We start from the raw sequence: 25,940 nt of genomic DNA, 5'->3' as shown, positions 1-25,940 counted from the left end.
AACGGAGTTACTTCGCGCGGGACTGCACGAGGGCAGCCACTTCCTCAGCCGTGCCGAGCTGCAGCGCCTCGGCCGCCATCTCCTTCATCTCTGCAGCAGACAGCTTGGAAATCTGGCTGCGCGCCGGCAGGATGGAGGTGGCGCTCATGCTGAATTCATCCAGGCCGAGGCCCAGCAGCAGCGGAATCGCTGTTGCGTCGCCAGCCATTTCACCGCACATGCCGGTCCATTTGCCTTCGGCATGAGCCGCATCGATGACGATTTTGACCAGCCGGAGAATAGCCGGGTTGTAAGGCTGATACAGGTAGGATACCTGTTCATTCATCCGGTCGGCCGCCATAGTATATTGAATCAGGTCATTGGTTCCGATACTGAAGAAGTCCACTTCCTTGGCGAACTGGTCAGCCAGCACCGCTGTCGAAGGAATCTCCACCATAATGCCGAGCTGAATGTTGTCGGCCACCTCTTTGCCCTCTTCACGCAGCTTGGCCTTCTCCTCCAGCAGCAGCTCGCGGGCCGCCCGGAACTCGCCAAGGGTAGCGATCATCGGGAACATAATCCGCAGGTCGCCGTGGGCGCTTGCTCTGAGCAGGGCGCGCAGCTGGGTGCGGAAGATATCCTGACGGTCCAGACAGAGACGGATCGCCCGGAAGCCCAGGAACGGGTTCATTTCCTTCGGCAGCTCCAGATAAGGCAGCTCCTTGTCTCCCCCGATATCCAGTGTCCGCACTACTACCGGCTTGCCTTGCATATTCTCAAGCACGGTGCGGTAGGCGTTGTACTGAATCTCCTCGGATGGCAGCTTGTCGCGGCCCATGTAGAGGAATTCCGTCCGGTACAGGCCGACGCCTTCGCCGCCGTTCTCAATGACACCGTTCACATCGTTCGGCGTACCGATATTGGCCGCCAGCTCCACATGCTTGCCGTCAGCGGATACCGTCGGCTCGTCGCGGAGCTTTTTCCATTCCGCAATCTGAAGGTTGTAAGCTTCCTGCTTCGCTGTGTACTCGGCAACCTCAGCTTCTGAAGGGTTGATCAGCACATCGCCGTTCAGACCATCCACGATCACCAGATCTCCGGCCTTAACCAGCGACATGACATTCTTGGTTCCGACAACCGCCGGAATCTCCAGCGAGCGGGCCATAATCGCCGAGTGGGAGGTCCGGCCGCCGATGTTGGTGGTGAAGCCTTTGACGAAATTGCGGTTCAGCTGCGCCGTATCGGACGGTGTCAGGTCCTGGGCAATCACGATTACCTCTTCGCTGATCTCCGCCGGGCTCACGTAGTGGATGCCGAGCAGGTGGTTCAGCACCCGCTTGGTAACGTCGCGCATATCGGCTGCACGTTCCTGGAGATAGGCGCTTTTCATGTTCTGGAACATTTCCACAAACTGATTGGCTACTTCATGAAGCGCGTAGTCCGCATTCACGGATTCCTCACGGATTTTGTCCATTACCGGGGTGATCAGCTCAGGGTCATCCAGAATCAGCAGATGCGATTCAAAAATCTCCGCCTTCTTCTCCCCAAGCTCAGCCAGTGTACGCTCCTTGATACGCTGAAGCTCGCCTCTGGACTGGTCCAGGGCGGCATTCAGCTTCGCAAGCTCAGCATCGGTATCAGTAATTGCTGTCCGGGTAATGGTGTAGTCCGGATGTTCCAGGATAAAGGCACGGGCAACTGCAATCCCTGCGGAAGCCGCGATTCCTGAAATTTTACTCATGAACTTCTCCCAGCCCTTCCTTGACCATAACTTCCTGCAAGGCGTTCAGTGCTTCTGCTTCTTCACTGCCTTCTGTGATCAGGGTGAGGGTGTCTCCGGCTTCAAGGCCCAGGGACAGTACGCCCAGGATCGATTTCAGGGTTACCTTCTTGCCCTTGGCTTCAGCAAAAGCCTCAGTGCCTTTGAATTTCGTAGCTGTATTAACCAGCGCTGTTGCCGGGCGTGCGTGAATTCCGTCTTCGTCAATAATTCTGAAAGTTGTCTGCATGATATCATCCATCTCGCTTTCTGTTAATTTGGAATAGTTATTTATGGTGAAGGCTTGCGCTTCCTTTCATTATAATGGAAGCGCTAAGCCATTGCACATGCTACTGAATGGTGATGATGTCCTTATCGCCAATGGATACCCGGCCCGGCTTCTTCAAGGTGACGCTGGAGCCTTCAGGCAGATTGGAGAAGATGACCGGAGAGATGACCGAAGGCGCATTGGCCTTCACATAGTCCAGATCCACCTCCATAATCGGCTGTCCGGCAGCGACCAGATCGCCTTCCTCTACCAGCACCGTGAAGCCCTGGCCCTTCAGCTTCACCGTATTGACCCCGATATGCACCAGGACCTCCTTGCCGCCGTCCGACATGATGCCGATGGCGTGCTTGCTTGGGAACACATTGAATACCTTGCCGTATACCGGCGAGGCAATCTTGCCGTCTGCCGACAGGAAGGCGAAGCCGTCACCGGTCATCTTCTGGGAGAAGACGGCATCCGGAACCTCGGTAATGTCCAGCAGCTCGCCGTTCACCGGGGATACGATATCCTCCGCGATAATAGCCTCCCCTTGCTCGCCCGCCGCCTGTTCCAGCTCCGGCTGCGGAGCCGCAGGCGCTGCGGCTGGTGTTCTGCCGTTCATTACATCCTGAATCTGTGACTTGATCGTGTCCGAACGGGTTCCGAAGATCGCTTGTACGTTGTTACCCACTTCCAGAACCCCAGAAGCACCTAATTTCTTCAGCCGGTTCTTGTCGACACCCGCTTTATCCTTCACTTCCACGCGCAGGCGGGTAATGCAGGCATCCAGATGGGTGATGTTCTCTTTGCCGCCAAGGGCGGACAGAATGTTGCGCGGGAGATCGTCGCCCGTCTTGGACACGCTCTCTGTGCTTACTTCATCTTCATCCTCGGCCGCATCCTCACGGCCCGGCGTCTTCAGGTTGAACTTGCGGATGACAAAGCGGAAGCCGAAGTAGTAGATGACCGCAAGCACCAGACCTACCGGAATGACCAGCCACCAGGCGGTGCGGTTCGGAATGATCCCGAACAGCACATAGTCGATGAAGCCGCCGGAGAAGGTCATGCCGATTTTGACATTAAGGATATGCATCGTCATGAAGGACAGCCCGGCGAATACTGCGTGTACAGCGAACAGCAGCGGAGCCACGAACAGGAAGGAGAATTCCAGCGGCTCTGTAATCCCCGTCAGGAACGAGGTCAGAGCGGCGGAGATCATCAAGCTTCCCACGACCCGGCGGTTCTCCGGCTTGGACTCATGATAGATCGCCAGCGCAGCGGCCGGAAGTCCGAACATCATGAACGGATATTTACCGGTAGTAAATGTACCGGCTGTGAACTGCACACCGTCGCGAAGCTGCTGCATGAAGATCCGCTGGTCTCCGCGGACCAGATCCCCTGCCTTGTCGATGTAGCTGCCGAATTCATACCAGAACGGTGAATAGAAGATATGATGCAGCCCGAACGGAATCAGCGAACGCTCAACGACCCCGAAGATGAAGGCCGACAGCGTCAGGTTCGTGTTGATCATACTCTGTGACACATAGTTCAGACCGTGCTGGATCGGCGGCCATACAATCGTGAGCACAAGCCCCAGTATCAGCGAGGTCACCGCCGTCATGATCGGTACGAAGCGTTTCCCCGCGAAGAAGCCGAGATAAGAAGGCAGCTCTATGCGGAAGAACCTTTTGTACATGGACGCGGCCAGTATCCCTACCAGGATACCGCCGAACACCCCGGTCTGCAGGGTAGGAATGCCGAGAACGCGGGCATAAGCGAAGTCTCTTAAGCTAAGCACATAATCATTGACGCCGACTACCGTACCCATGGTCACGTTCATGACCAGGAAGCCGATAATGGCGGCCAGCCCGGCTACGCCCTCGCCCCCGGCCAGCCCGATGGCTACGCCGACTGCAAACAGCAGAGCGAGATTATCGAACACGATTTGCCCGGAATTCATTAAAACCGTGGCGATCGCCTGAACCATATGATTCTCCAGGGCAGGCACATATTGCAGGAAGTCCGGATTCACCAGCATGTTCCCGATTCCGAGCAGCAAGCCTGCTGCCGGAAGAATGGCGACCGGCAGCATGAGCGCTTTACCGACTCTCTGCAGGACACCGAATAACTTTTTGAACATTGAATTCACTTCCTCACCCTGAATTTCTTGTAACAGAAAGCCAAAAAAGGCATGAGCAATACAGTACACAGATTGTCGTTCTAACGCTAACGTTAGAGTACCCCAAGATGGGGCAGGACAACCATAATACTGTAAATCACTCATGCCTGATCGTATCAGTTACACGTTATTATTCTATTGAATAACTTAACAGGGAACATTGTAGCACCAATGTTAAGAAGTTGCAAGCGGCAAAATCGCCTAAACGCTCCCCGGCTGCTCCATATCCGCCTCGTCTTCCTTCTTCTGGGTCAGCCGCTGCAGATGGATGGTCAGATAGCTGACCTCGGCAGGATACACGGGAATATGCACGCGCTGCTCAATCACCTTGGTCAGCTTCCAGGCAAGCATATACATCTCGGGATACTCGCGCTTCATCAGCCCATCCAGCGACGAGGTCTCACGTACCGTCTCTCCCCGCCGGAGCCGCTCCAGCACGAACCGCAAATGGGTCACCAGCCTGGAATAGTCCAGGGAATCGCGCGGGATGCGGTATTCCAGGTTATCCTCCACCAGCCCCACCAGATCGCCGATAAGCTGGGAATCCTGCTTCACCTCGGAGATATGCTGGTTGCTCAGCGCACTGACAATATGCAGGGCCACGAAGCCGACCTCATCCGGCGGAAGCGTTACGCCCATCGCCCTGTTGATCCGGTCCACGGCATATTCGGCCAGACTGTATTCCTCGGGATAAATCTCCCGCGTCTCATACAGGAACGGATTATGAATTGCCATCTGCTGCTCGGTTCTGCGGATCGCAAAGGAGATATGGTCAGTAAGCGCAATATGAATATGCTCGTTCACCGTCTGGCGGCTCTTCTGCATGATATGCAGCACTATCTCCTGCACAACCTCAATCAGCTTCTCGTCCACCTGCGGCACCAGCTGCTTATATTGCTCCTGCTCGGCCTGGCTCCGCAGAATGAACATCTTCTCAACGGAGGACAGGCTGATCCGGTCCCGCATTTTGCGGTTGAAGCCGATCCCCTTGCCAATCACCACAACCTCGTCATGCTGGGGGTGCTCAGCAATGATCACATTATTATTAAGCACCTTAGCCACTGTTATGCTGCTCACGGTCACACCTCTTTGCCTTCTGAATCCTTCATTTATTCGCTCAATGCAGCCTCGCGGGTCTGCATCTAATGATAGCCTTGAGCTACTATCATAACATCCGGCATCTCAAAATAGAAGGGTGCTGCACAGCAGCCGTGAGCTCATTTCACCCGGAAGGTGCGGACCGAGAAACGGCTGACCAGAATCAGGGCAAGCAGCATATAGACGGCAGCAGAGAGTACCACCGTAATAGCCAGCATACCAGGCTCACTCTGAAGCTGCATGACGACAATTCCTACCCCCAGCACGATGCTGTTCACTATAGTGAAGAACGGATTCCTTACATTCAGCTCTGTACTGTATGGCTGGAAAATATAGTACATGAAGAGATGATGCACCGAGTAGAACAGGGACAACGCCACAATCGTCACACTGTAAATCCCGGCATCCGCCGCCTCCCAGCGCTGATCCGACAGCAGAATCAGCAGATTCACCGCCAGGCAGATGGCCGCAGCGGGGATCAGATTAAGCAGGCTGAGCCGCAGCAGCCGGATACGGAAGTTGCTCAGAATCGCCTTGCGTTCGCGGTAGAATCCGTAACGCAGCAGGCTAAGATCGCAATTATAGAACATCGCCTTGCAGACCCGTTCTCCGATGGAGGTGAAATTCATGATGAACAGGAAAGCAGGTAAAGCACGGATCAGAAGCTGCACAAGGATGGCAAAAGCCTCCCCGGACAACAGCATCGTCAGCACGCCGGCGGCGAAAAGCCCGCCGATAATCGCCAGACGCCGCTGCACCGGCTGGATCAGTAAACGCCGGTGCCGCGAGAAGAAAATGGCGTTCAGATACGCATATCCGCTTTTGCCGGAGAATCGGCCTGGCCGAAGCTGCTCTGCCGTGTGCTTCTGCTCCTGAGTGGCGACCTCCTTCACCCGCGCCTCCTTCATCATGCGCCCGAAATCCAGCAGCGGATCATCGATTTTGGTCACGGCATCGACGGCCTTCCTGTAGTCTCCATACCGGGCGATATAGATTAAACCCAAGGCGCCCAGGAACAGGACGCCCAGCAGCACAGGGAGGCTGAACAGCAGCCCGCTCTCCACCACCGCGAAGCCGGGCAGCAGCGGAAGATACGCCAGCAGATAACCTGCGGCAATGGAGCTCCAGACCCAGCCGTTTTTTTTGACAATAACAATGCCAGTGCGGTCAAAAACGAGCAGATGGACCGCCTCGCAGGCAATTCGCCAGAACGTCAGCAGCAGCGCGAGCACCGCCCCCTGCCACAGCGGAGCGCCCAGCAGGCTGCCGTACAGCAGCAGCGCCGGAAGGAACGTGACCAGGAAGCTGATCCCGCGTAAGGTGAGGGTGGTCCGCATATACCGCTCTGCCGGCAGTCTCATCAGCTTCACGAATATATACTTGTCCCGCTTCGGCTCCAGAATAATCGCGCTGGATACAGCTCCCGTCAGGAAGCTGATGCACAGCAGGATCTGCAGATAGAGCTGATACTGCACGGGCAGGGATAAGCTTGATTCGCGCGCGGCCAGCTTGACCGGAAGATAGATCATAATGCCCAAGTAGGCGAACTTGGTTATGAATGCCATAAGCACTTTCAGGATATGCACCACGATGGATAACTTCTGCTTCATGGATGTCCTGGAGTAGACCGAAGCCGGGAGCAGCCTGCCGATCAGCGGGAGCTTGCGGATATAGAACATCAGCCGGTTGGCACCGGACATCCCTCTTACTTCGAGTATGGCCTTCAGCGTCCTAATCATGGTGCTCATCCTTCAGGAGGGCAATGATCTGTTCCTCGAATTCCGGGCTGTGCAGGGTCTCTGCAGAAATCTCCCGGAGCGAGCCGTTGTTCAGAATGACCAGTTCATCGCACAGATCGGCGGCCAGCTGCAGAATATGGGTTGAGAAAATAATAATATGATCCTGCTTCATCTCACGCAGCAGCTTCTTGATCTCCAGCGCCACCACGACATCGAACGAGGTCAGCGGCTCATCCAGCAGGATGACCGGCGGTCGGGTAATGATGAAGCAGAGCATCTGGATCTTGTTCTTCATGCCGTGGGAGTAGCCCTTAATCAGCCGGTGCCGGTCCTCCTCCTCGAAGCGGATGATTTCGAAATAATCCTCAATCGTCCGCCCGGGCTCGATCTTGTCCTTGTTGATATCCATATAGAACTTCACGAATTCATACCCGGTGAGGAAATCCGGCAGAATGGGCAGCGAGAAGACGTAACCGATCTGCTCTTCCAGCAGCGGCAGACTCACCTCATTTCTCCGTAGAAAAGCCCCCCCGCTATCCATCGGAATCTCCCCGCTCAGACAGTTGAACAGCGAGGTTTTGCCTGCGCCGTTACGTCCGAGCAGGCCGTAGATTTTGCCTTGCTCAAAGGTAAAGTCGATCCCCTTCAGCACTTCCTTGCCGTCAAAGCTCTTACGTATATTATCTAAGATGAGCTCCACGCCTACCCCTCCATTCTCTATGTACTAAAAAGGCATGGCAGGCTTGCTGCTGCCGGCCATGCCTGATTGTTCATTCATTCTACTCTTCGGGCTGCCCGCCCTTATCGCTTATATCGGCCTTAGGGGCCGGAGGAGCCGGGGATGCCGGAACCGGTCTGGTGACTACGGAGGTGATTGGTTCAGCCGTATGTCTGACCACATTGTTCTGCTCCGGCTTACTCCCTTTGCTTGTGAGTCCCTTGATGAGCGATTCGACATCAATCCCGGACACGCTCTTCAGCATCTCAGGTGCTGTCGCCATCAGCTGGGTCACATAGTTGCTGACCCGGGCTGCGCCTTCACCGTTGCCGGTATCCACCACCGTCAGCTTGTCAATGGAGCCCAGCGGCTCGGCGATCCGTCCCGCCAGATCCGGCAGCATCTTGACAATGATATCGAGCACGGCGGCTTCGCCGAATTTCTCGAAGGCTTGCGCCAGCTTCTCTTTGGCTTCGGCTTCGGCCAGACCGCGCAGGCGGATAACCTCTGCCTCCGCTTTACCTTTGGCCAGCTCTGCATCCGCAATTGCCTGGCCTTCCAGACGCTTCTGCTCGGACGTTGCCTGCGCCTGCTTCTCAATACTGTATTGAAGGGCGTCGGCTTCGCGCATCCGCTTGGCCTTGTCGGCCTCCGCAGCCTGCTCTACCGCATAGCGGTCCGCTTCGGCCTTCTTCTTGACCTCTGCGTCATACTGCTTCTCGCGGACCTGGATTTCCTTCGCCTGAATGTCAATTTCGCGTTCCTTGCGGACCAGCTCGACCTTCATTTGCTCTTCCACCACGGTCTGCTTGGCGCGTGCTTCCTGAATGTGATACGCCTGGTCGGCTTCCGCCTTGGCGGTATCCTGGTCGCGCTTGAACGCCGCAACCTTCAGCTGGTTCTCCTTAGACGCTTCAGCGATATTGGTATCGCGCAGCAGTTCCGCCTTCTGCCCCTGCTCTTCGGCATTGGCCTTCTGAATCCGCGCATCCCGCAGCGCTTCCGCTTCGGCAATCTCCGCATCCCGCTTCACGGCGGCAATCCGCGGCTTACCGAGCGCTTCCAGATATCCGTGCTTATCGCGTACATCCTTGATCGTGAAGGAGACAATCTGCAGCCCCATCTTCTTCAGATCGCGGGCAGCAACGCCTTGCACCTCCTGCGCGAAGCGGTCGCGGTTGCGGTAGACCTCTTCTACGGTCATCGTTCCGAGAATCGCCCGCAGATGACCCTCCAGTACTTCCTGTGCTTCACTCTTCAGCGAGTCAATCGGCTTGCCCATGAACTGCTCGGCTGCCGTTGCCACATCTTCAGTGGAGCTGCCCACCTTGATGATCGCTACCCCGTCGGCGATAACCGGCACCCCTTGCTCGGTGTAGACCTCAGGGGTCGTCACATCGAGCTTATGGGAGAGCAGGGACATGAACTCCGCCTTCTGAAAGACCGGCAGGATGAAAGCACCGCCGCCGCGGACGATTTTGATTTTGCGGCCGGAGCCGTCATCCGAGATATGATTCTTGCCCAGGAAAGAACCGGTCACGATCATGCCTTCGTCGGGTCCGACTGTCTTGTAACGCGCCCAGAACGCCAGTCCGAGGACCAGCAGGACGCCGATAACAACGGCAGGTATAAATACGGCTTCTGGAATGTTCTCTAGCATTATGAATCCTCTCCTCTTCTCTTCTCAAATTCTGATACCAATGCCACGCCTTCGCGGACCTCTACGACAACCACCTTGATGCCGGCCGGCAGCGCCTGCTGTTCAAAGCTCGCCGCTGTATGCAGACTGTTGCCTGCGCCGAACTTCACCATAATCTCTCCATAGCCCGCTGCCGGAACCGGCACGGTAATCTCCCCGATCCGGCCCGGCAATTCGCTCATGGAGAAGCCGGTCGACATCTCGCTGTTCCGCATCGGCCGCACCACGAGCAGATGCATCACCACGCCCATGAATGCCGCGATTAACAGGGCAAGGGCAAGGATGATGCCATCCTCCAGCCCGCTGTAGCGGTTCAGCAGCACGCCCGCTCCGCCGAACACGGTCACCGCTCCTGCTATGATCGAGGGATTGAAGAAATCGAACGACGGCATGTGAAAAATCCCGTCCAGCGCACTCCCAATCAGGTCGCCAATCACCACACTGACCACGGCAAATAAGATACCAAGCACCAAACAGCCCAAATACAGCGTTTGCATAACATTCTCCTCCCGTCATTACTTCCGGACTGCCATACTACTATAAACGCAGCAGCCATGTCCTTGGTTTCACAAACTTGGGGAATCCTCTCAATAATGTATGTAAGGAGCGGCGAAATTAACGGTGTTCATTTATATTTACCCGGGCAGACACCTGTTACGCCATGAAATCCCCCCACAAAGTGAGGCTTTAGCTTCGATGATGACTCAGGTACTTTGCGGAGACCCCAAAACATAAAATCTTATCTATTGAAAAAGCCGCTTCCCCATTGAAAGAAAGAGGGAAGCGGCTCTTATATAACTTATATGGCTCCTTGGCTTGGCTTACAGCGCCATCTTGTAAATCTCTACAACATCCTCACGGTCCAGCTTGCGGAAGTTGCCGAACGGGCCGAAGCGGACTGCCTTGTCGGCCATAATTCCGATCTCGCTGTCGTCGATATTATAATCGCCCAGCGTCTTCGGCGCACCGATGGAATCCCAGAAGCGGCGGAGCGCTTCGATGCCTTCGAGACCAATCTGCTCATCTGTTTTGCCGGCAGGATCAATGCCGAATACATTCACCGCCAGCTGGCGGAAGCGGGAAGGATTGGTGCTGAGGTTATACTTCATCCACTGCGGGAACAGAATCGCCAGGCCGCCGCCGTGCGGAATATCATACACTGCGGAAACAGCATGTTCGATATTGTGCGTAGCCCAGTCCCCGGCAAAGCCCATGCTTACCATGCCGTTCAGCGCCATCGTTCCGCAGTACATAATCGTCTCGCGCAGTTCATAGTTGTTCAGATCCTCGATCAGCTTCGGCCCGGTCTCGATCACTGTACGGAGCAGAGTCTCACAGAAGCCGTCCTGTACAGGCGTATTGCCGTCAGTGTGGAAATAATGCTCCAGGGTATGGGACATAATGTCCACCATTCCATAGACCGTCTGGTCCTTCGGCAGGGAGAAGGTGTTCTCCGGGTCCAGGATCGAGAAGGCAGGGTAGGCATAGATGCTGCCCCAGCCCATTTTCTCCTTGGTGACTTCATTGGTAATGACCGAGCCGTTGTTCATCTCCGAGCCGGTAGCCGCCATTGTCAGCACGGTTCCGAGCGGCAGCGCGCCTTGCGGAGCCGCCTTGCGTTCCACGAAGTCCCACATATCCCCGTCGTACTTCGCACCGACCGCCACCGCCTTGGCACAGTCCAGGACGCTGCCGCCGCCGACAGCAAGAATCAGATCAATGTTGTGCTCACGGCACAGGGCCACACCCTTATGCACCGTAGACAGACGCGGATTCGGCTCCACTCCTGCCAGCTCGGTAACCGCTGCTCCGGCGGCAGCCAGCTCAGTGATAACATTGTCGTACAGGCCGCTGCGCTTAATGCTGCCGCCGCCGTACATCAGCAGGACGTTCTTGCCGTATTTCGGCACTTCAGTGCGGAGCGCCTGTAGCGTTCCCTGCCCGAAAATCAGCTTGGTCGGATTATAAAATTCAAACTTACGCATATGTGTAAACCTCCATGAGTATGTGAATGTGAAGCACTTGTCTATTATAATCCTCCTGATTGCCGCATTCAAATGGAGCAATGGAGCCGGACTTGAGACAACATACTCCGCTACCCGTAAGTGGGACTGAGATTCCGTTAAGCGTCCTGATATCAGTCATTTTACGCTCAAATCAACAAGATAAGCGCTTCCCAGTCCGATCCATCCTCATGTAATCGTTTTTGGGGGATATAACGTCTTCTCAGTCCATTTCACCCGCAGACTTCAGTAATTAGCTCACAATAGAGGCGCATATCGTTCCCCTCGATAAAAAATGTCCCTGCCGAATCCGGCAGGGACATTCAAAATCAATATGCAGCTATACAGCCTCAGTTAAACCCGCTGCTGTTCAGGAACCGGCGGAAGGCCGCCTGCCCTTCAGGCGTACGCTTGTAGACACCTGCATGCTCAAGGATATGGGTGAACTTGATGCCCACCTCGTTCTGCACGGTCTTCACCGCCTCCCCGCGCTCCAGAGAAGTGCCGAAGTGTGCGGCCAGCTCACTGATCCAGGCGGCATGATGCGCCAGCGGATGCTCCGCAGCTCCGCTCTGAACCGCTGCAAGCAGCTCCGTATCGCCTGCCAGCACGCCGGCGATGGCATCCAGCTCCTCCTTGAGCCGTCCCGGCAGGATCGCCAGACCCATTACCTCAATCAGGCCGATGTTCTCCTTCTTGATATGGTGCATCTCCCGGTGCGGGTGGAAGATCCCTTCGGGATGCTCTTCGCTGGTCCGGTTGTTGCGCAGCACCAGATCCATCTCATAGCCGCCGTCTTCCGCCCGGCGGACGATCGGCGTAACCGTGTTGTGCGGCACAGACTCGCCGTCCTCTTCACTGAAGGCCAGCACATCGGCGGCCGGATCGCTGTACGCTTTCCAGGACTCGTAGATGTGGTTGCCTGCCTCCAGCAGCACGGCCGGATCAGCCGAGTGCATCCGCAGGACGGACATCGGCCATTTCACGGTGCTCAGGCGGACGCCGGGATACGAAGCGTGAGTGAAGGTATCCTCTGCCGGCGCCTTCTGGATCGGGAACGTATGCCGCCCGCCCTGGAAGTGGTCATGGGTCAGGATGGAGCCGCCGACAATCGGCAGATCAGCGTTAGAGCCGATGAAATAGTGCGGGAAGACCTCCACGAAGCTGAGCAGACGCTTCAGCGTGTCCTTCGTCAGCTTCATCGGCACATGATCGTGGTGGAACACGATGCAGTGCTCGTTATAGTACACGTAAGGCGAGTACTGGAAGAACCACTTCTCGCCGTTCATTGCCAGCGGAATGATACGCAGATTCTGGCGCGGCGGGTGATTGACCCGTCCGGCATAGCCGACATTCTCGCGGCAGAGCTGGCACTTCGGATAGACCGGCGGCGGGAGCAGCCGGGCCATGGCGATCTCCTTCGGACTCTTCTCCGGCTTGGAGAGATTGATCGTCATCTCAATCTCACCGTACGGCGACTCCTGAAGCCAATACACATTCTTGGCTACACGGTCCATACGGATATAGTTCGAATCAATACTCAGCTTATAGAACCGGTCGGTAGCCGCCTGAATCCCCTGCTCCGCCCGGAGCGCGGCGAATTCGGCGTTCACCTCGGACGGACGGGCCATCAGGAGGCCCATAATCTTGGCATCGAGCAGATCGCGGTACGTATCCGTATTCTCCGGGATCAGCCCGATGCCGAAGCCGTAATCAATGAGCTGGTCCAGCGGGGCCTGCGGACTGCTGAGCGGAGCTTCTGTGAATTCACCGGCATACGGCTCGCTGAAGCCGAACTGGTCCAGCAGCTCATTGCGGCTGTAGTCCACATCTGCGGACTGAATCAGCCCCGAGTGCTCAGCGAACAGCACCAGCTGTTCAATCGCATAGAGCGCCGATTCAGCGGCAGCCGTCATGTTATCATTCTGCATTTCAATTCTCCTTATGGGGGCCTTCTGCGGCGCCTTGCATTCTGTCTGATGCCTCAATCGGCACATTCACACCTTCAGCTTACTCCCCGTATCCTTGCGGATTGGCGGAGTGCCAGTTCCAGGCGCTCTGGATAATGCCCTCCAGATCGTCATGCTGCGGGTCCCAGCCCAGCACCTGGCGGGCCTTCGCAGAGGAGGCTACCAGCACCGCAGGGTCTCCGGCACGGCGTTCCTGAATTACGACCGGAATCTCCAGGCCCGTGACCTTCTTCGCCGTCTCGATGACCTGCTTCACCGAGAAGCCGTGGCCGTTGCCGAGGTTGAAAACATTGCTGGCGCTGCCGCTGCGCAGATAGTTTACAGCGCGGACATGCGCATCCGCCAAGTCGCTGACATGAATGTAATCGCGGATGCAGGTGCCGTCTTCCGTCGGGTAGTCATCGCCGAAGACAGCGATGTTCTCCCGCTGCTTCAGTGCCGCCTGCAGCACCAGCGGAACGAGATGGCTCTCTGGACGGTGATCTTCGCCGATCTTGCCGCTGGCATGTGCGCCTGCCGCATTGAAGTAGCGCAGGGCTACATATTTAATGCCAAGCACCTTGTCGAACCAGGCCATCATGCGCTCCATGGTCAGCTTGGTCTCCCCGTAGACATTCGCAGGCTCGGTGCGGTCCGTCTCCTCAATCGGCACCTTCTCCGGTTCACCGTAGGTGGCTGCGGTGGAGGAGAAGACGATTTTGTCCACGCCTGCCTGTTGCATTGCTTCCAGCAGACATTGTGTGCCGTAGACATTGTTGTCGTAATATTTGACCGGGTCCTTCATGCTCTCGCCTACCAGCGAGCTGGCCGCGAAGTGGATGACCGCATCAATGCTGTTCTCCGCGAACAGCTTCTTCAGCAGCGCCTTGTCGCGCAGGTCTCCCTCATACAGCTTGCCGCCCAGCAGTGCCTCGCGGTGTCCGGTCACCAGATTGTCCAGCACCACTACCTCTTCTCCGCGGTCCAGCAGCTCCGCTACCGTATGGGAACCGATGTACCCGGCTCCGCCTGTCACCAGAATCGCCATCTTAGATCACTCCTTTCAGTTCTTCAACGCCGTTGCCAATGCCGCATACATAGAATTCAGCCGTCAGGCCGGTTCTGCTCTTGTAGGCTTCGCCCACTTCCTTAATGAACCGCTCCACATCATCCTCATGCACCAGGGATACTGTACATCCGCCGAATCCGGCGCCTGTCATCCGTGAGCCGAGGGTTCCCGGAATGCGCTGTGCCTCTTCCACCATCACGTCCAGCTCCTCACAGCTGACTTCATAGAGGTCGCGGAGGGAGACATGGGAATCGTTCATGTACAGGCCGAATTGCTTCAGGTCATTCTCCTTCAGAACTTCTACCGAGTCGAGCACACGCTGGTTCTCTTCCACTACATGGCGGGCGCGGCGGCGGACCGTCTCATCCGGGATGGACGCCTGAAGCTGCTCGAATTGCTCCGGCTTCATCTCCGCCAGATAGGACAGGGATGGAACCTGCTGCTTCAGAATGGCCAGCGCTTCGTCACATTGGCTGCGGCGTTCATTGTACTTGGAATCAACCAGCCCGCGCTTCTTGTTCGTGTTGCCGATCACCAGCTTGTAGCTGCCGGTCACGAACGGCACCAGGCTGTACTCCAGCGTATCGCACATCAGCAGGATCGCGTGGTCGCGCTTGCCGTTGGCTACGGCGAACTGGTCCATGATCCCGGAGTTCACGCCGACGTACTGGTTCTCCGCACGCTGGGACAAGAGGGCGATCTCTACGGTGTCCGTATCCCCGCCAAGCAGCGTCAGGAAGGCGAAGCCGGTCACGACCTCAATCGAGGCCGACGAGGACAAGCCTGAGCCGTTAGGAATCTCCCCGTGGAACAGCAGGTCATAGCCGCCGGACACCGGAGTTCCCTTCTTGGCCAGCTCGACCATCACGCCGACCGGATAATCCACCCACTCGCCGGTCTTGGACTTGCCGATCTCGCTGTAGTCAATAGAAGCTTCATAAGGAAGATTGGTTGATGCGAACTGCACCTTGCCGTCTGTACGCGGGCGGACAATCAGTGTCGTTCCGAAGTCCAGTGCGGCCGGGAACACGTACCCGCCGTTGTAATCCAGATGCTCTCCGATCAGATTCACACGCCCCGGGGCGTAGAAGACACGGGCCTGTTCCCCGCTCTCCCCGTACTTCTCGATAAATTTGCTGTTAAGCTCCTGTATGCTCATTATTGCCACTCCATCCTTTCGCTGCTTGTGCTTGGGCCTTGCCTTTAACTTGCGTCCTTCATGGTTACATTATAATAAAATCAGACTTGCCCTGATAATGCAATCATGTGTGCAATGTATGGACAAATGTGACTTTTATTCCTATAGTGAATATACCCGTTACTTCACACTGCCCCGGCTGCAAGGCTATGGCAGCGTTCCATTCCAGAAAGGCGGATGGCATATGCAACATACCTATTCCGTAGGATCAAATCCTGTATACTTCGGCCGGCAGCCGCTGCATGTCCTGTTTGCCGGAGAGAGCCAGACCCTGCCGCTGCATCAGGCCGGCCCCAAAATCTACGAATATTATCTGCTTCATTATATTGAATCCGGCTCCGGGGCCTTCCGTACCGAGCAGCGCACCTATGAGCTGGGAGCAGGCGACTGCTTCCTGATCCACCCCGGGCAGCTGGTGAGCTACATTTCAGACCAGCACAAGCCCTGGCGGTACCGCTGGGCGGCGTTCACCGGAGAAGCGGCCGGAGCGCTGGCCCGGCAGGCGGGCTTCACCCCGCTGGCCCCGGTGCTGTCCACCTCGGGCGGCAGTGTCATTCCCGGCGCCCTTGCCGGGATGATGACCGCCTTCTATAACCACACAGAGAGCGCCTCGCTGACCGCTCTGGGCTATCTCTACCTTATAGCGGGTGAAGCTGCGGAGCTGCTGGTCTCCTCATCCCGCCTGGAGGGCGCAGAATCGCAGGTCAAGCGCACGGTGAAGCAGATGATCAACTATATGTCTTCACAGTATGCCCATCCGGTCTCCATTGAACAAATGTGCGGCAGCCTCGGGTATAACCGCGCTTATCTGTCCCGCATCTTCAAGCAGGAGACCGGACTGTCTCCAGTGACCTACCTGCTGAAGCTGCGGATTGAGAAGTCGCGCCGGCTGCTGCGCGAGCGCCCGGAGCTGTCGGTGGAGCAGGTGGCCGCGTCCGTCGGGCTAACCGATGCCCTGTACTTCTCCCGGCAGTTCAAACGCTTCTGCGGCCAGTCTCCCAGCGCCTACCGCCAGGCCACATTGAGTCCGGGTGATAAATGATGGACCAACAGCCCGTCTCCGGTACCGGAAGCGGGCTGTTGCATTCCACATATGACTAAGCTCAGGCTTCACTGTCTGTCTTCAGAATCTTCTCAATCCGTTCCAGCTCCTCCTGCGATAGCTCACTCTGGGAGAGCGCGGCAATATTCTCCTCAATCTGGCTGGCCCGGCTCGCGCCGATCAGGGCGGAGGTGACCTTGCCCCCGCGCAGCGTCCAGACCAGTGCAAGCTGGGCCAGACTCTGGCCGCGCGCCACTGCCAGCTGGTTCAGCGCATGAATCTTGCGCTGCACATCCGGGGTAATCCGGGTCTCGTCCAGTGAGGAGGAAGGCCCGGCGGCCCGGGAATCCGCAGGGACACCGTTCAGATATTTATTGGTCAGCAGGCCCTGGGCCAGCGGGGTGAAGGCGATCGTGCCTACGCCGTGCTCCGCCAGCACATCCTGCAGCCCGCCTTCAATCCAGCGGTCCAGCATGGAATAGCGCGGCTGATGGATCAGCAGCGGTGTGCCCAGCTCCTTCAGAATGGCGAGCGCCTGCCGTGTCTGTTCCGCCGTATAATTGGACAGGCCGATGTAGAGGGCCTTCCCGGAACGGACGGCATGGTCCAGCGCGCCCATCGTCTCTTCCATAGGGGTCTCCGGGTCAGGGCGGTGTGAATAGAAAATATCGACATAGTCCAGCCCCAGCCGCTTCAGGCTCTGATCCAGGCTGGACAGCATATATTTGCGTGAGCCCCAGTCTCCGTAAGGGCCGGGCCACATCCGGTAGCCTGCCTTGGTGGAGATCACCAGCTCATCGCGGTAAGGCTGCAGGTCACGGGCCAGCACCTTGCCGAACAGCTCTTCTGCCGATCCGGCCGGCGGCCCGTAATTATTCGCCAGGTCGAAGTGGGTTACGCCCAGATCAAAAGCGCGGGTAATCATTGCACGGCCGTTCTCATAGGCATCGATGCCGCCGAAATTATGCCACAGGCCCAGTGAGACCGCCGGAAGCTTCAGGCCGGAGCGGCCGGTGCGGTTGTAACGCATTCCTTCATACCGTTCATCACTAGCTGTATATACCATGTCTATCCCTGCCTCTCGTTTCCTCTGTGCTGCAATACCCTATAATAAACGCCTGGCGGAATTTATAATCGTCTTCCCCGGGAAAAGCCGGCGGCTATGCCAGAAGTCCCTGCAGCCTCCCCATGACATCCCCGATCCGCTCCGTTATAATCAGATCGGCCTGGTGATCATAAGGGGTTGGATCATTGTTGAGCAGGACGGTGTGACGCCCTCTGAAATACGTGACCAGACTGGCCGCAGGCTGTACGGTCAGCGAGGTGCCGCCGATGATCAGCAGATCCGCTGCGGCAATAGCCTCCACTGACTCCACGAGCACCTCATGGTCCAGCGCCTCTTCATAGAGCACCACATCCGGCTTGATGATGCCGCCGCAGTCCGGGCAGCGCGGCACAGCCGCTGTCATCTCCAGCCACTCCTCCAGGCCGAAATACCGCCGGCAGCCCATGCAGTGATTGCGGTGGATGGAGCCGTGCAGCTCCAGCACCCGGCGGCTGCCCGCGATCTGATGCAGGCCGTCGATATTTTGCGTAATCACCGCCTTGAGCTTGCCTTCGTCCTCCAGCCGGGCCAGCAGCCGGTGGGCACCGTTCGGCTGCGCTTCGGGATGAATCATTTTGCTGCGGTAGAAATCAAAAAAAATGTCCGGCGAGGACATGAAGAAGCTGAGGCTGAGCATCACCTCTGGCGGATACGGAGAGTTATGCTGCGTCTGGTATAAGCCGGCTGCGGAACGGAAGTCCGGTATGCCGCTCTCGGTTGATGTTCCCGCGCCGCCGAAAAACACAATATTTCCGCTGTCCTTGATCCATGAAGCCAGTTGCTGCAATTGATCCATAGTCTCCACACGTTTCCTCTCTGTACATAATGTAATCAAATGCTTATCCTCAGCTCCCCGAAGCCGGACACCACCAGATCCGCATCCAGCAGGTGGCTGTCCGCCCCGCCGGGGGAGATGCCTACGGCAAGGCGCAAGCCTGCGCCTCTGCCCAGCTGCATATCGGCATTGCTGTCGCCGATAATAACCGTCTCCTCCGGCCGGAGGCCCAGCTCACGGCAGGCGGTCTCTGCCATCTCGGGAGCAGGCTTGCCGTGCTTCACCCGGTCGCGGGTAACGACGGTGCTGAAGTACCCGGCAATGCCAAGCCACTCCAGGTGCTCCCGGGTGGTGGACTGGTTGTCGGAGGTCACAACGCCCAGCTTCAAGGAGGCGGCCGCGCACTGCCCAAGGAACGGCCGCAGCCCCGGCATGGGTACTGCTGTACGCCGGCGGCGCAGCTCATTCATAGCTTCCTTGGAGATGGCATGGACCCGCGTCACCGCTTCGTTCCAGGGAACACCGGCTGAATACAGCTGCCAGGCAAGGACCCCGGTTGATTCCTCGGCGGTTGCCATCGAGAGCGGCCCGGCAGGATCATAGCCGGTAATACGCCCGGCCGCATCATGGGTCGTTCCCAGCACCCCGGCCAGATCGCCCGTCCGGACCGGCTGGCCCTTGATCAGCGCCAGCTGGCTGCCAAGCCCCTCCAGCACCAGGTCAGCCCAGCTGCCCCAGGTGGCGAGCAGGTCAAGCAGCGTGCCGTCCTTGTCGAACAGGATGCCGCTGCACGGTACAGCGTGCTCATGAATATGCAATACAGGCATGCCAACCCTCCTCTGCATAAAGCATTACCACATTCTATATAATCATTTGCTCTGGCGCAGATTGCCCATCCAATCGAGCAGTGCCCGCACGGTGCGCTCCTGCTGCTCCTCCTCTGTAATCGTAGGGGTTCCGTCCCCTTTCTGGGGGCCGTAGCTGCCGAACTGGGCATGGTTGCCGCCTTCAATGGACACGTATACGGTATTGCTTGGGATATAGGCCCGGCCCTTATTATAGCTGTCCCGGTCAACTACCTTGTCCTCCGTGCCAAGCACAGACAACACAGACAGGGTGGTATCCTTCAGGCTCCCCTTCTCATCCGGATAGGAGGCCAGAAAAAAAACGCCCTCCAGCTGGCCGGCATGCTCCGCAGCGAAACGCGAAGCCATGACGCCGCCGAGCGAGTGGCCGCCAAGGACGAAGGACTGCTTCGGGTGGACGCGGAGAATCTCCTCTGCGGCATCCCCCTTAATCACCGCCAGATTAAGCGGCATTCTGGCAATATAGAACGGATGCCCGGCCTGCGCAATGGCTCTGGCCAGCGGAGCATAGGCTTCAGGCTTCACCAGTGCGCCGGGATACATAATCACGGCTGTGCCATGCGCTGTGGAAGGCTCGAACGAGATCCAGTTATCATTCTGCTCCACGGAGACGCTTCCGGCAGTGACCAGCGCCGTCTCGGCACGCTCCTCCGGCTTGTACGGGGTCAGATACCTCCATACAAGCACAACTGCCACCAACAAAATCACTACACTTGCTATAAGCACACGGCGTCTGGTAAGGCTCTTTCTCAATAGGGTTCACTCCCGGATTACTGCATAGGAAAATTATAAAGTAATCGCAGAAATCAAACAACCTTCAAGAGTTCGCCACAACTCTCCGCGGTGATAGCGCTTACCAAGCTGAGATAAGTGATGAAGTTCACAATTTATCTTTTGGAAATCATGTATTTTAAAATTAAAATATCCACTATCCTGCTATCCTGCAAACGAAATCCCAATAACGCAGCCTGTCGCATATCCTATATACGGAGGTAACGTCATGACCCGGGAACGCCCGCTTGACCAGCAAGGAGAGACTTTCTTCCTCAACCTGCGCTTTATGTTAATCGTAACTGTCTTTGTGGCCAATGCGGTCGAGCCCCTGATTTCCGCCATGAGCGGGCTGGACACCCTGTACCGGTGGATCTTCAGCTTCCATATGCCGCTGTTCGTTCTGGTAACCGGTTACTTCGCCCGCAGCAGCTTAAGCGGAGCGGCAGGCCGCAAGGTGCTGCTGCAGACCGGACTGCAATACCTCATCTTCCAGAGCCTGTACTCTGTACTCGACATCGCCTTCTTCCAGGCCAGCAACATTCATCACTCCTTCTTCGCCCCTTATCTGCTGTTATGGTTTCTCGCCAGCCATGCCTGCTGGCGTCTGCTGATGCTGGGCATGAGCCGCTGGAGCCGCAGCGCCCAGTTCGCCTTCGCTATTGCCGCCGGTGTGGCGGTGGGCTATCTGCAGCTTGACGGCTGCTGGTTCAGCCTGAGCCGCACCTTTGTGTACCTGCCCTTTTTTGTAGCCGGATATCACTTCTCCTTCAGCGCCTTCATGAGGCTGTATCAGCGGTATTTCCGGATCGTTGCCGCCGGTGCCTCCCTGCTGCTGTTCACCGCCACCGGGCTGCTGGGCCGCGCGCTTCCTGTCGGCTGGTTATACGGCAGCATGACCTATATGCAGCTTGGCATCCATGAATGGTATGCAGGCGTGTTCCGTCTTGGCGTGTATGCTCTGCAATTTGTCTCTTCGCTTGCCTTTCTGAGCCTGGTCCCCTGGGGATTATGCCGCATGACCGATCTGGGCCGCCGCACCTTGTACGTCTTCCTGCTGCACGGACTGGTTGTCCGCGCGGCAGCGGCATCCGGCCTGTACGTCTACATCACCGGCCCCGCCGGCGCAGCCATGCTGATATTCGCCGCAACAGGCTGCACGGTACTGCTGGCCCTGCCTGTGGTCAGGCGTGTGCTGCATCCGCTGGTAGAGCCGCCGGTCGGCTGGATGATCTCCCTGCGGCGCGCCGCGCTGAGACGCTCACTCTAATGTTCAGTCTTCCTCGCCCATAAGCCGATTCCTGAACAGCTGCCTGTCCCGCCGGGATGGGCTTTTGTGCATTCAGGCTTAGGCTTTTCCTTGATTCTTCCTGCGACAAACTTCACATTGTCCGGTAGAAAAAACAGGCTTTTTGTGATAGACTCTCTATTAACGTTCGTATCCTATTGCCCTTATTCTTATAGAACGGCTCTGCCCCACTTCTGTTTCTTGCAGAAGCTGGACCGTGAACATTCTATAAACCGCAGATTCGCGAATTCCGGGATTGCAATGCGTTAATGCGGCAATATAATTGCTACACCAATACTTTTAAGGGGAAATGTCATCATGGCAAACAAGAAAATGCGTTCAGACATGATCAAAAAGGGCTTCGACCGCGCCCCGCACCGCAGCCTGCTGCGTGCTGCCGGCGTGAAGGAAGAGGATTTCGGCAAGCCGTTCATCGCGGTCTGCAATTCCTACATTGATATTGTACCGGGTCATGTGCATCTGCAGGAATTCGGCAAAATCGTTAAGGAAGCGATCCGCGAAGCCGGCGGGGTTCCGTTCGAGTTCAATACGATCGGCGTAGACGACGGGATCGCCATGGGCCATATCGGAATGCGTTATTCGCTGCCGAGCCGTGAGATCATTGCCGACTCCCTGGAGACCGTAGTCTCGGCGCACTGGTTCGACGGCATGGTCTGCATCCCCAACTGTGACAAAATCACCCCGGGCATGATGATGGGCGCCCTGCGCGTGAACATCCCGACCATCTTCGTCAGCGGCGGACCGATGAAGGCGGGCGTGGACAGCAAGGGCAAGAAGCTCTCCCTGACCTCTGTCTTCGAAGGCGTCGGCGCGCATCAGGTCGGCAAGATCAACGATGCTGAGCTGCTTGAACTTGAACAATACGGCTGTCCTACCTGCGGATCATGCTCCGGGATGTTCACCGCGAACTCTATGAACTGTCTGGCTGAAGCTATGGGCCTTGCGCTGCCGGGCAACGGCACAATCCTGGCGGTTGCTGAAGAACGCAAAGAGTTCGTCCGCAAATCGGCCACCCAGCTGATGGAGCTGATCAAGATGGACCTGAAGCCGCGTGATATCGTAACCCAGGAATCGCTGGACAACGCGTTCGCGCTGGACATGGCGATGGGCGGATCAACCAATACGGTTCTGCATACACTGGCCCTGGCTCAAGAGGCCCAGGTAGAGTATCCGCTGGAACGCATCAATGAAGTCGCTAACCGGGTTCCTTATCTCGCTAAGCTGGCTCCGGCCTCCGATATCTTCATCGAAGATGTGGACCGGGCAGGCGGCGTAAGTGCCGTACTGAACGAGCTGCTGAAGAAGCCGGGGGCAATCTTCGGCGACTGCATGACCGTTACCGGCAAGACGCTGGCTGAGAATGTACGTGGACATGAGATCAAGGATACCTCTGTTATCCATACCCTGGACAACCCTTATTCCGAAGTCGGCGGATTGTCCGTGCTCTACGGCAACCTGGCTCCGGAAGGCTCCATCATCAAGGTGGGCGCGGTTGACGCTTCTGTCGGCGGCTATCACAAAGGACCGGCCATCTGCTTCGACTCCCAGGAGGAGGCACTGGAAGGCATCGCGAACGGCAAGGTCAAGGAAGGCCATGTCGTTGTCATCCGCTATGAAGGACCGAAGGGCGGACCAGGGATGCCTGAGATGCTGGCACCAACCTCGCAGATCGTCGGCATGGGACTGGGCGCGAAGGTCGGCCTGATCACGGACGGCCGGTTCTCCGGCGCATCCCGCGGCATCAGCATCGGCCACATCTCGCCGGAAGCGGCTGAGGGCGGTCCGATCGCCTTCGTGGAGAATGGCGACATCATCGAGCTGGACCTCAATAACCGCAAGATTGAGCTGCTGGTTGACGAGGAAGTGCTGGCGGTCCGCCGCCAGGGCTGGAAGGGCTTCGAGCCGAAGGTGAAGACCGGCTATCTGGCCCGCTACTCCAAGCTGGTTACCAACGCAAGCAACGGCGGCGTGCTGAAGATCTAATCGTTAGCCGCGATTCTGTATACTTGAAAAAGCACAAAAAAGATGCCCCGCAGACTGCAGTCTGCGGGGCATCTTTTTTTAAATCCAGGGAATTTATGAAGAAAGCATTACGACCCGCTTCCTGTAACGACAAGCTCCGCTGACCGGGTGCCGGCAAGACTTCCTCCTGCCATTACACTAACCCGGCAGGGAACGGCAGCGAACTTCATGGCTATATTCCATACGCCCAACTCCTCCACGCCAAGAGAGAAGGTTACTGTTTTCTCTTCGCCCGGCTGGAGCTGGATTTTGCTGAAGCCCTTCAGCTCCGCAATCCGGCGGGTGATCCCCGACTCACGGGCACGGATGTACAGCTGGACAGTCTCCAGGCCTGCGACACCGCCGGTATTCTTCACTGTGATGCTGACGGATACCCGGCTGCCTGCCTCCAGTTCTGCAGCTGAGATCGATGCAGCGGACAACGAGACGCTTCCGTAATCAAAACTTGTGTAGCTGAGCCCGTGTCCGAAGGAATACAGCGGAGCGGACGGCATGTCCACATATACCCGGGGACGGCCGGGGTCCTTCTGGTTGTAATAGACCGGCAGCTGCCCGGAGGAACGCGGCAGGGACACCGGCAGCTTGCCGCTCGGATTCACCTGGCCGAACAGAATCTCAGCGATGGCCTGCCCGCCTTCCGAGCCGGGATAGGCCGCACAGAGCAGCGCGCCGGCTAACGGCTCCAGCTGGTCCAAGGCGTGGGGACGGCCTTGGATAACGATTGCGACCACCGGTGTGCCGGTGGCGGCCACGGCTTCCGCGAGCTGCTGCTGGATACCTCCTAGCCGCAGGTCGGCCAGATCCACACCCTCGCCGCAGTCCATTTCGGACGGGCTGCCTTCGCTGATAATCGCCGCACCGTTGGCGTCGAAGTCGCCGCCGAACTGCCGCGCGCTGCTGCCTCCCAGCACCAGCACTGCAACATCCGCGCCGCGCGCCAGCTCCACCGCCTCGCTCAGGCCGGCTGCGGAAGCATCGCGGATGCCGCAGCCCAGAGCATGTACGACCTCAATCCCGGCCGGAGCACATTGCCGGATGCCCTGCAACACCGTTGTGCCGCTTCCTTCACGCTGGATGCTGGTATAATCACCGAGCTGATTATACAGCCGGTCCGCGTTCGGTCCGATCACCGCAATCCGCCGGAGCTTGCCGGCAAGCGGAAGCAGGGCATCTTCATTCTTCAGCAGGACAACCGATTCCCGCGCCACCTGCAGGTTCAGCCGGCGGGTATCCGCATGGCCCACCACCGAAACCGCCTGCTGCTCATCGGCATATGGACGCTCAAACAAGCCGAGCCGAAATTTCAGCGTCAATACCCGGGAGGCGGCGCGGTCAATATCAGCCTCACGGACAAGCCCCCGGGCCACCGCCTCTTCCAGCGTGCTGAAGGCCTTGTCCCACAGACTCAGGTCTACACCGGCCGACAAGGCCAGCGCTGCTGCGCCTTCATAACTGCCGGTTAGCGCAACCAGACGGTCAACAGCCTGACCGTCAGCCATCACAATCCCGCCGAAATCCCATTCCCCGCGCAGAATACCGCTCAGCAGCGCCTCATTCGCATGGCAGGGAATGCCGTCGATTTCATTGTACGCGGCCATGAATCCGGCAGCTCCCGCCGCTGCGCCTGCCTGTGCTGCCGGGAGATGGATCTCACGCAGCTCACGCTCACCGATCGCGGCCGGTCCCGCATTCCTCCCGCCCTGCGCTGCTCCCTGAGCACACAGATGCTTAAGAATCACAGCCACCTTGTCCGGTGACTCCAGCTCCTCCGGCGTTATGCCCTGCATTCCGCGCACAGCCGCTGCCGTAAGAGCAGCCGCCAGGAACGGGTCCTCGCTGTAGCATTCCTCGGAACGCCCCCAGCGCGGATCATGCAGAATATCAAGGGCGGACAGCAGTCCGAGATGGGCCCCCCGGCTGCGGAGCTCCAGCGCTACCCGGCTGTAGGCCTGCTCCATCAGCTGCGGGTTCCAGGTTGCACCGGCTGCCAGATTCACCGGCAGCAGGGTTCCGTCCAGCGCCTGATGTCCATGCGGGCATTCCTCGCTAAGCAGCACAGGAATCCCCAGCCGGGTATGCTCCAGCACATAGCGCTGAATCTTGTTCGCGGCAGCGGCGCTGTCCGCAGCCGTAATACCATTGCTGTAATCCACGCCGGACCAGGGATCACTGCGGAATAAGCCATACAGCGCCCCCATCCCCCCGCCGGCCGCTACCTCCTGACGGAAGGCCCCGGTGAGCACAAGCTCCCCGTTCTCCCAGGCATAAGCATCCCAGCCGTACATCCGCTGGTTGAGCTGCCCCGTCTTCTCCCGCAGCGTCATGCGGGACAACAGATCTTGAACCCGCTCCTCCACACTATAGGAAGCTTGCTTATATATTTCCATCGCTC

At 57.6% G+C, this 25,940-nt stretch carries 20 protein-coding genes; 3 read left to right on the top strand and 17 right to left on the bottom strand.

The annotated features are described in order from the left end of the window. Nucleotides 1–7 precede the first annotated feature (7 nt). The 12 genes from ptsP to MHI24_RS24730 form a co-directional block, all read right to left on the bottom strand. Entirely contained in the window at nt 8–1,720 is a 1,713-nt protein-coding gene (gene ptsP / locus MHI24_RS24785) for a phosphoenolpyruvate--protein phosphotransferase (RefSeq protein ID WP_340022192.1), read from the bottom strand. Then, nucleotides 1,713–1,988, bottom strand: coding sequence for an HPr family phosphocarrier protein (locus MHI24_RS24780; protein WP_036696683.1), 276 nt, complete (start codon nt 1,986–1,988; stop codon nt 1,713–1,715). Before MHI24_RS24780 ends, ptsP begins: the two co-directional genes overlap by 8 nt. A gap of 100 nt (nt 1,989–2,088) precedes the next feature. Beyond that, nucleotides 2,089–4,146, bottom strand: coding sequence for a glucose-specific PTS transporter subunit IIBC (gene ptsG, locus MHI24_RS24775; RefSeq protein WP_340022190.1), 2,058 nt, complete (start codon nt 4,144–4,146; stop codon nt 2,089–2,091). A 240-nt stretch (nt 4,147–4,386) separates the two neighbouring features. Then, the gene (locus MHI24_RS24770) at nt 4,387–5,262 is read right to left on the bottom strand and encodes a PRD domain-containing protein (RefSeq protein WP_340022188.1); all 876 of its coding nucleotides are present in this window, start codon (nt 5,260–5,262) and stop codon (nt 4,387–4,389) included. A gap of 140 nt (nt 5,263–5,402) precedes the next feature. After that, a complete protein-coding gene (locus MHI24_RS24765; RefSeq protein ID WP_340022186.1) occupies nt 5,403–7,022 on the bottom strand; it encodes a hypothetical protein in 1,620 nt (539 codons plus the stop codon). Further along, nucleotides 7,015–7,722, bottom strand: a complete 708-nt coding sequence (locus tag MHI24_RS24760) for an ABC transporter ATP-binding protein (RefSeq protein WP_340022185.1) — start codon at nt 7,720–7,722, stop codon at nt 7,015–7,017. Before MHI24_RS24760 ends, MHI24_RS24765 begins: the two co-directional genes overlap by 8 nt. 79 nt (nt 7,723–7,801) lie before the next feature. Continuing rightward, nucleotides 7,802–9,400: a flotillin family protein gene (locus tag MHI24_RS24755; RefSeq protein WP_340022184.1), complete on the bottom strand. Its 1,599-nt coding sequence runs from the start codon at nt 9,398–9,400 to the stop codon at nt 7,802–7,804. Beyond that, nucleotides 9,400–9,936, bottom strand: coding sequence for a protease (locus MHI24_RS24750; protein ID WP_340022182.1), 537 nt, complete (start codon nt 9,934–9,936; stop codon nt 9,400–9,402). The genes MHI24_RS24755 and MHI24_RS24750 overlap by 1 nt, the downstream gene beginning before the upstream one ends. Nucleotides 9,937–10,260: 324 nt before the next feature. Beyond that, complete coding sequence (locus tag MHI24_RS24745; protein ID WP_340022181.1) at nt 10,261–11,424, bottom strand: iron-containing alcohol dehydrogenase; 1,164 nt, start codon at nt 11,422–11,424, stop codon at nt 10,261–10,263. A gap of 368 nt (nt 11,425–11,792) precedes the next feature. After that, nucleotides 11,793–13,373 (bottom strand): UDP-glucose--hexose-1-phosphate uridylyltransferase, encoded by a 1,581-nt coding sequence (locus MHI24_RS24740; RefSeq protein ID WP_340022180.1) that lies wholly within the window; start codon nt 13,371–13,373, stop codon nt 11,793–11,795. Between the two features lie 79 nt (nt 13,374–13,452). Continuing rightward, complete coding sequence (galE, locus tag MHI24_RS24735) at nt 13,453–14,439, bottom strand: UDP-glucose 4-epimerase GalE (protein ID WP_340022179.1); 987 nt, start codon at nt 14,437–14,439, stop codon at nt 13,453–13,455. Between the two features lies 1 nt (nt 14,440). Next, entirely contained in the window at nt 14,441–15,619 is a 1,179-nt protein-coding gene (locus MHI24_RS24730) for a galactokinase (RefSeq protein WP_340022178.1), read from the bottom strand. A 223-nt stretch (nt 15,620–15,842) separates the two neighbouring features. Here MHI24_RS24730 and MHI24_RS24725 point away from each other — a divergent pair, with 223 nt between their 5' ends. Further along, nucleotides 15,843–16,700 (top strand): AraC family transcriptional regulator, encoded by an 858-nt coding sequence (locus MHI24_RS24725; RefSeq protein WP_340022176.1) that lies wholly within the window; start codon nt 15,843–15,845, stop codon nt 16,698–16,700. A 61-nt stretch (nt 16,701–16,761) separates the two neighbouring features. On the opposite strand, the gene mgrA is transcribed toward MHI24_RS24725, so the two are convergent. From mgrA to MHI24_RS24705, 4 genes are all read right to left on the bottom strand, one after another. Next, complete coding sequence (gene mgrA / locus MHI24_RS24720) at nt 16,762–17,766, bottom strand: L-glyceraldehyde 3-phosphate reductase (RefSeq protein ID WP_340022175.1); 1,005 nt, start codon at nt 17,764–17,766, stop codon at nt 16,762–16,764. A gap of 94 nt (nt 17,767–17,860) precedes the next feature. Further along, entirely contained in the window at nt 17,861–18,601 is a 741-nt protein-coding gene (locus MHI24_RS24715) for an NAD-dependent protein deacylase (protein ID WP_340026781.1), read from the bottom strand. A gap of 35 nt (nt 18,602–18,636) precedes the next feature. Beyond that, nucleotides 18,637–19,407 carry an HAD family hydrolase gene (locus MHI24_RS24710; RefSeq protein ID WP_340022173.1) on the bottom strand — a complete coding sequence of 257 codons (771 nt, stop codon included), beginning with the start codon at nt 19,405–19,407 and terminating at the stop codon, nt 18,637–18,639. A gap of 42 nt (nt 19,408–19,449) precedes the next feature. Beyond that, complete coding sequence (locus tag MHI24_RS24705) at nt 19,450–20,199, bottom strand: alpha/beta hydrolase (RefSeq protein ID WP_340022172.1); 750 nt, start codon at nt 20,197–20,199, stop codon at nt 19,450–19,452. A gap of 247 nt (nt 20,200–20,446) precedes the next feature. On the opposite strand from MHI24_RS24705, the gene MHI24_RS24700 reads away from it, so the two are divergent. Both MHI24_RS24700 and ilvD read left to right on the top strand, forming a co-directional pair. Further along, entirely contained in the window at nt 20,447–21,487 is a 1,041-nt protein-coding gene (locus tag MHI24_RS24700; RefSeq protein WP_340022170.1) for a fucose 4-O-acetylase, read from the top strand. 336 nt (nt 21,488–21,823) lie between these two features. Next, complete coding sequence (gene ilvD, locus MHI24_RS24695; RefSeq protein WP_340022169.1) at nt 21,824–23,509, top strand: dihydroxy-acid dehydratase; 1,686 nt, start codon at nt 21,824–21,826, stop codon at nt 23,507–23,509. A 107-nt stretch (nt 23,510–23,616) separates the two neighbouring features. Here ilvD and MHI24_RS24690 read toward each other — a convergent pair whose 3' ends face one another. Beyond that, entirely contained in the window at nt 23,617–25,935 is a 2,319-nt protein-coding gene (locus MHI24_RS24690; RefSeq protein ID WP_340022168.1) for a glycoside hydrolase family 3 N-terminal domain-containing protein, read from the bottom strand. Nucleotides 25,936–25,940: the final 5 nt, after the last annotated feature.

Origin of the sequence: Paenibacillus sp. FSL K6-1096 (genome assembly GCF_037977055.1) — a bacterium.
Lineage (GTDB): Bacteria > Bacillota > Bacilli > Paenibacillales > Paenibacillaceae > Paenibacillus_AQ.
This window is presented reverse-complemented; position numbering and strand designations above follow the sequence as displayed.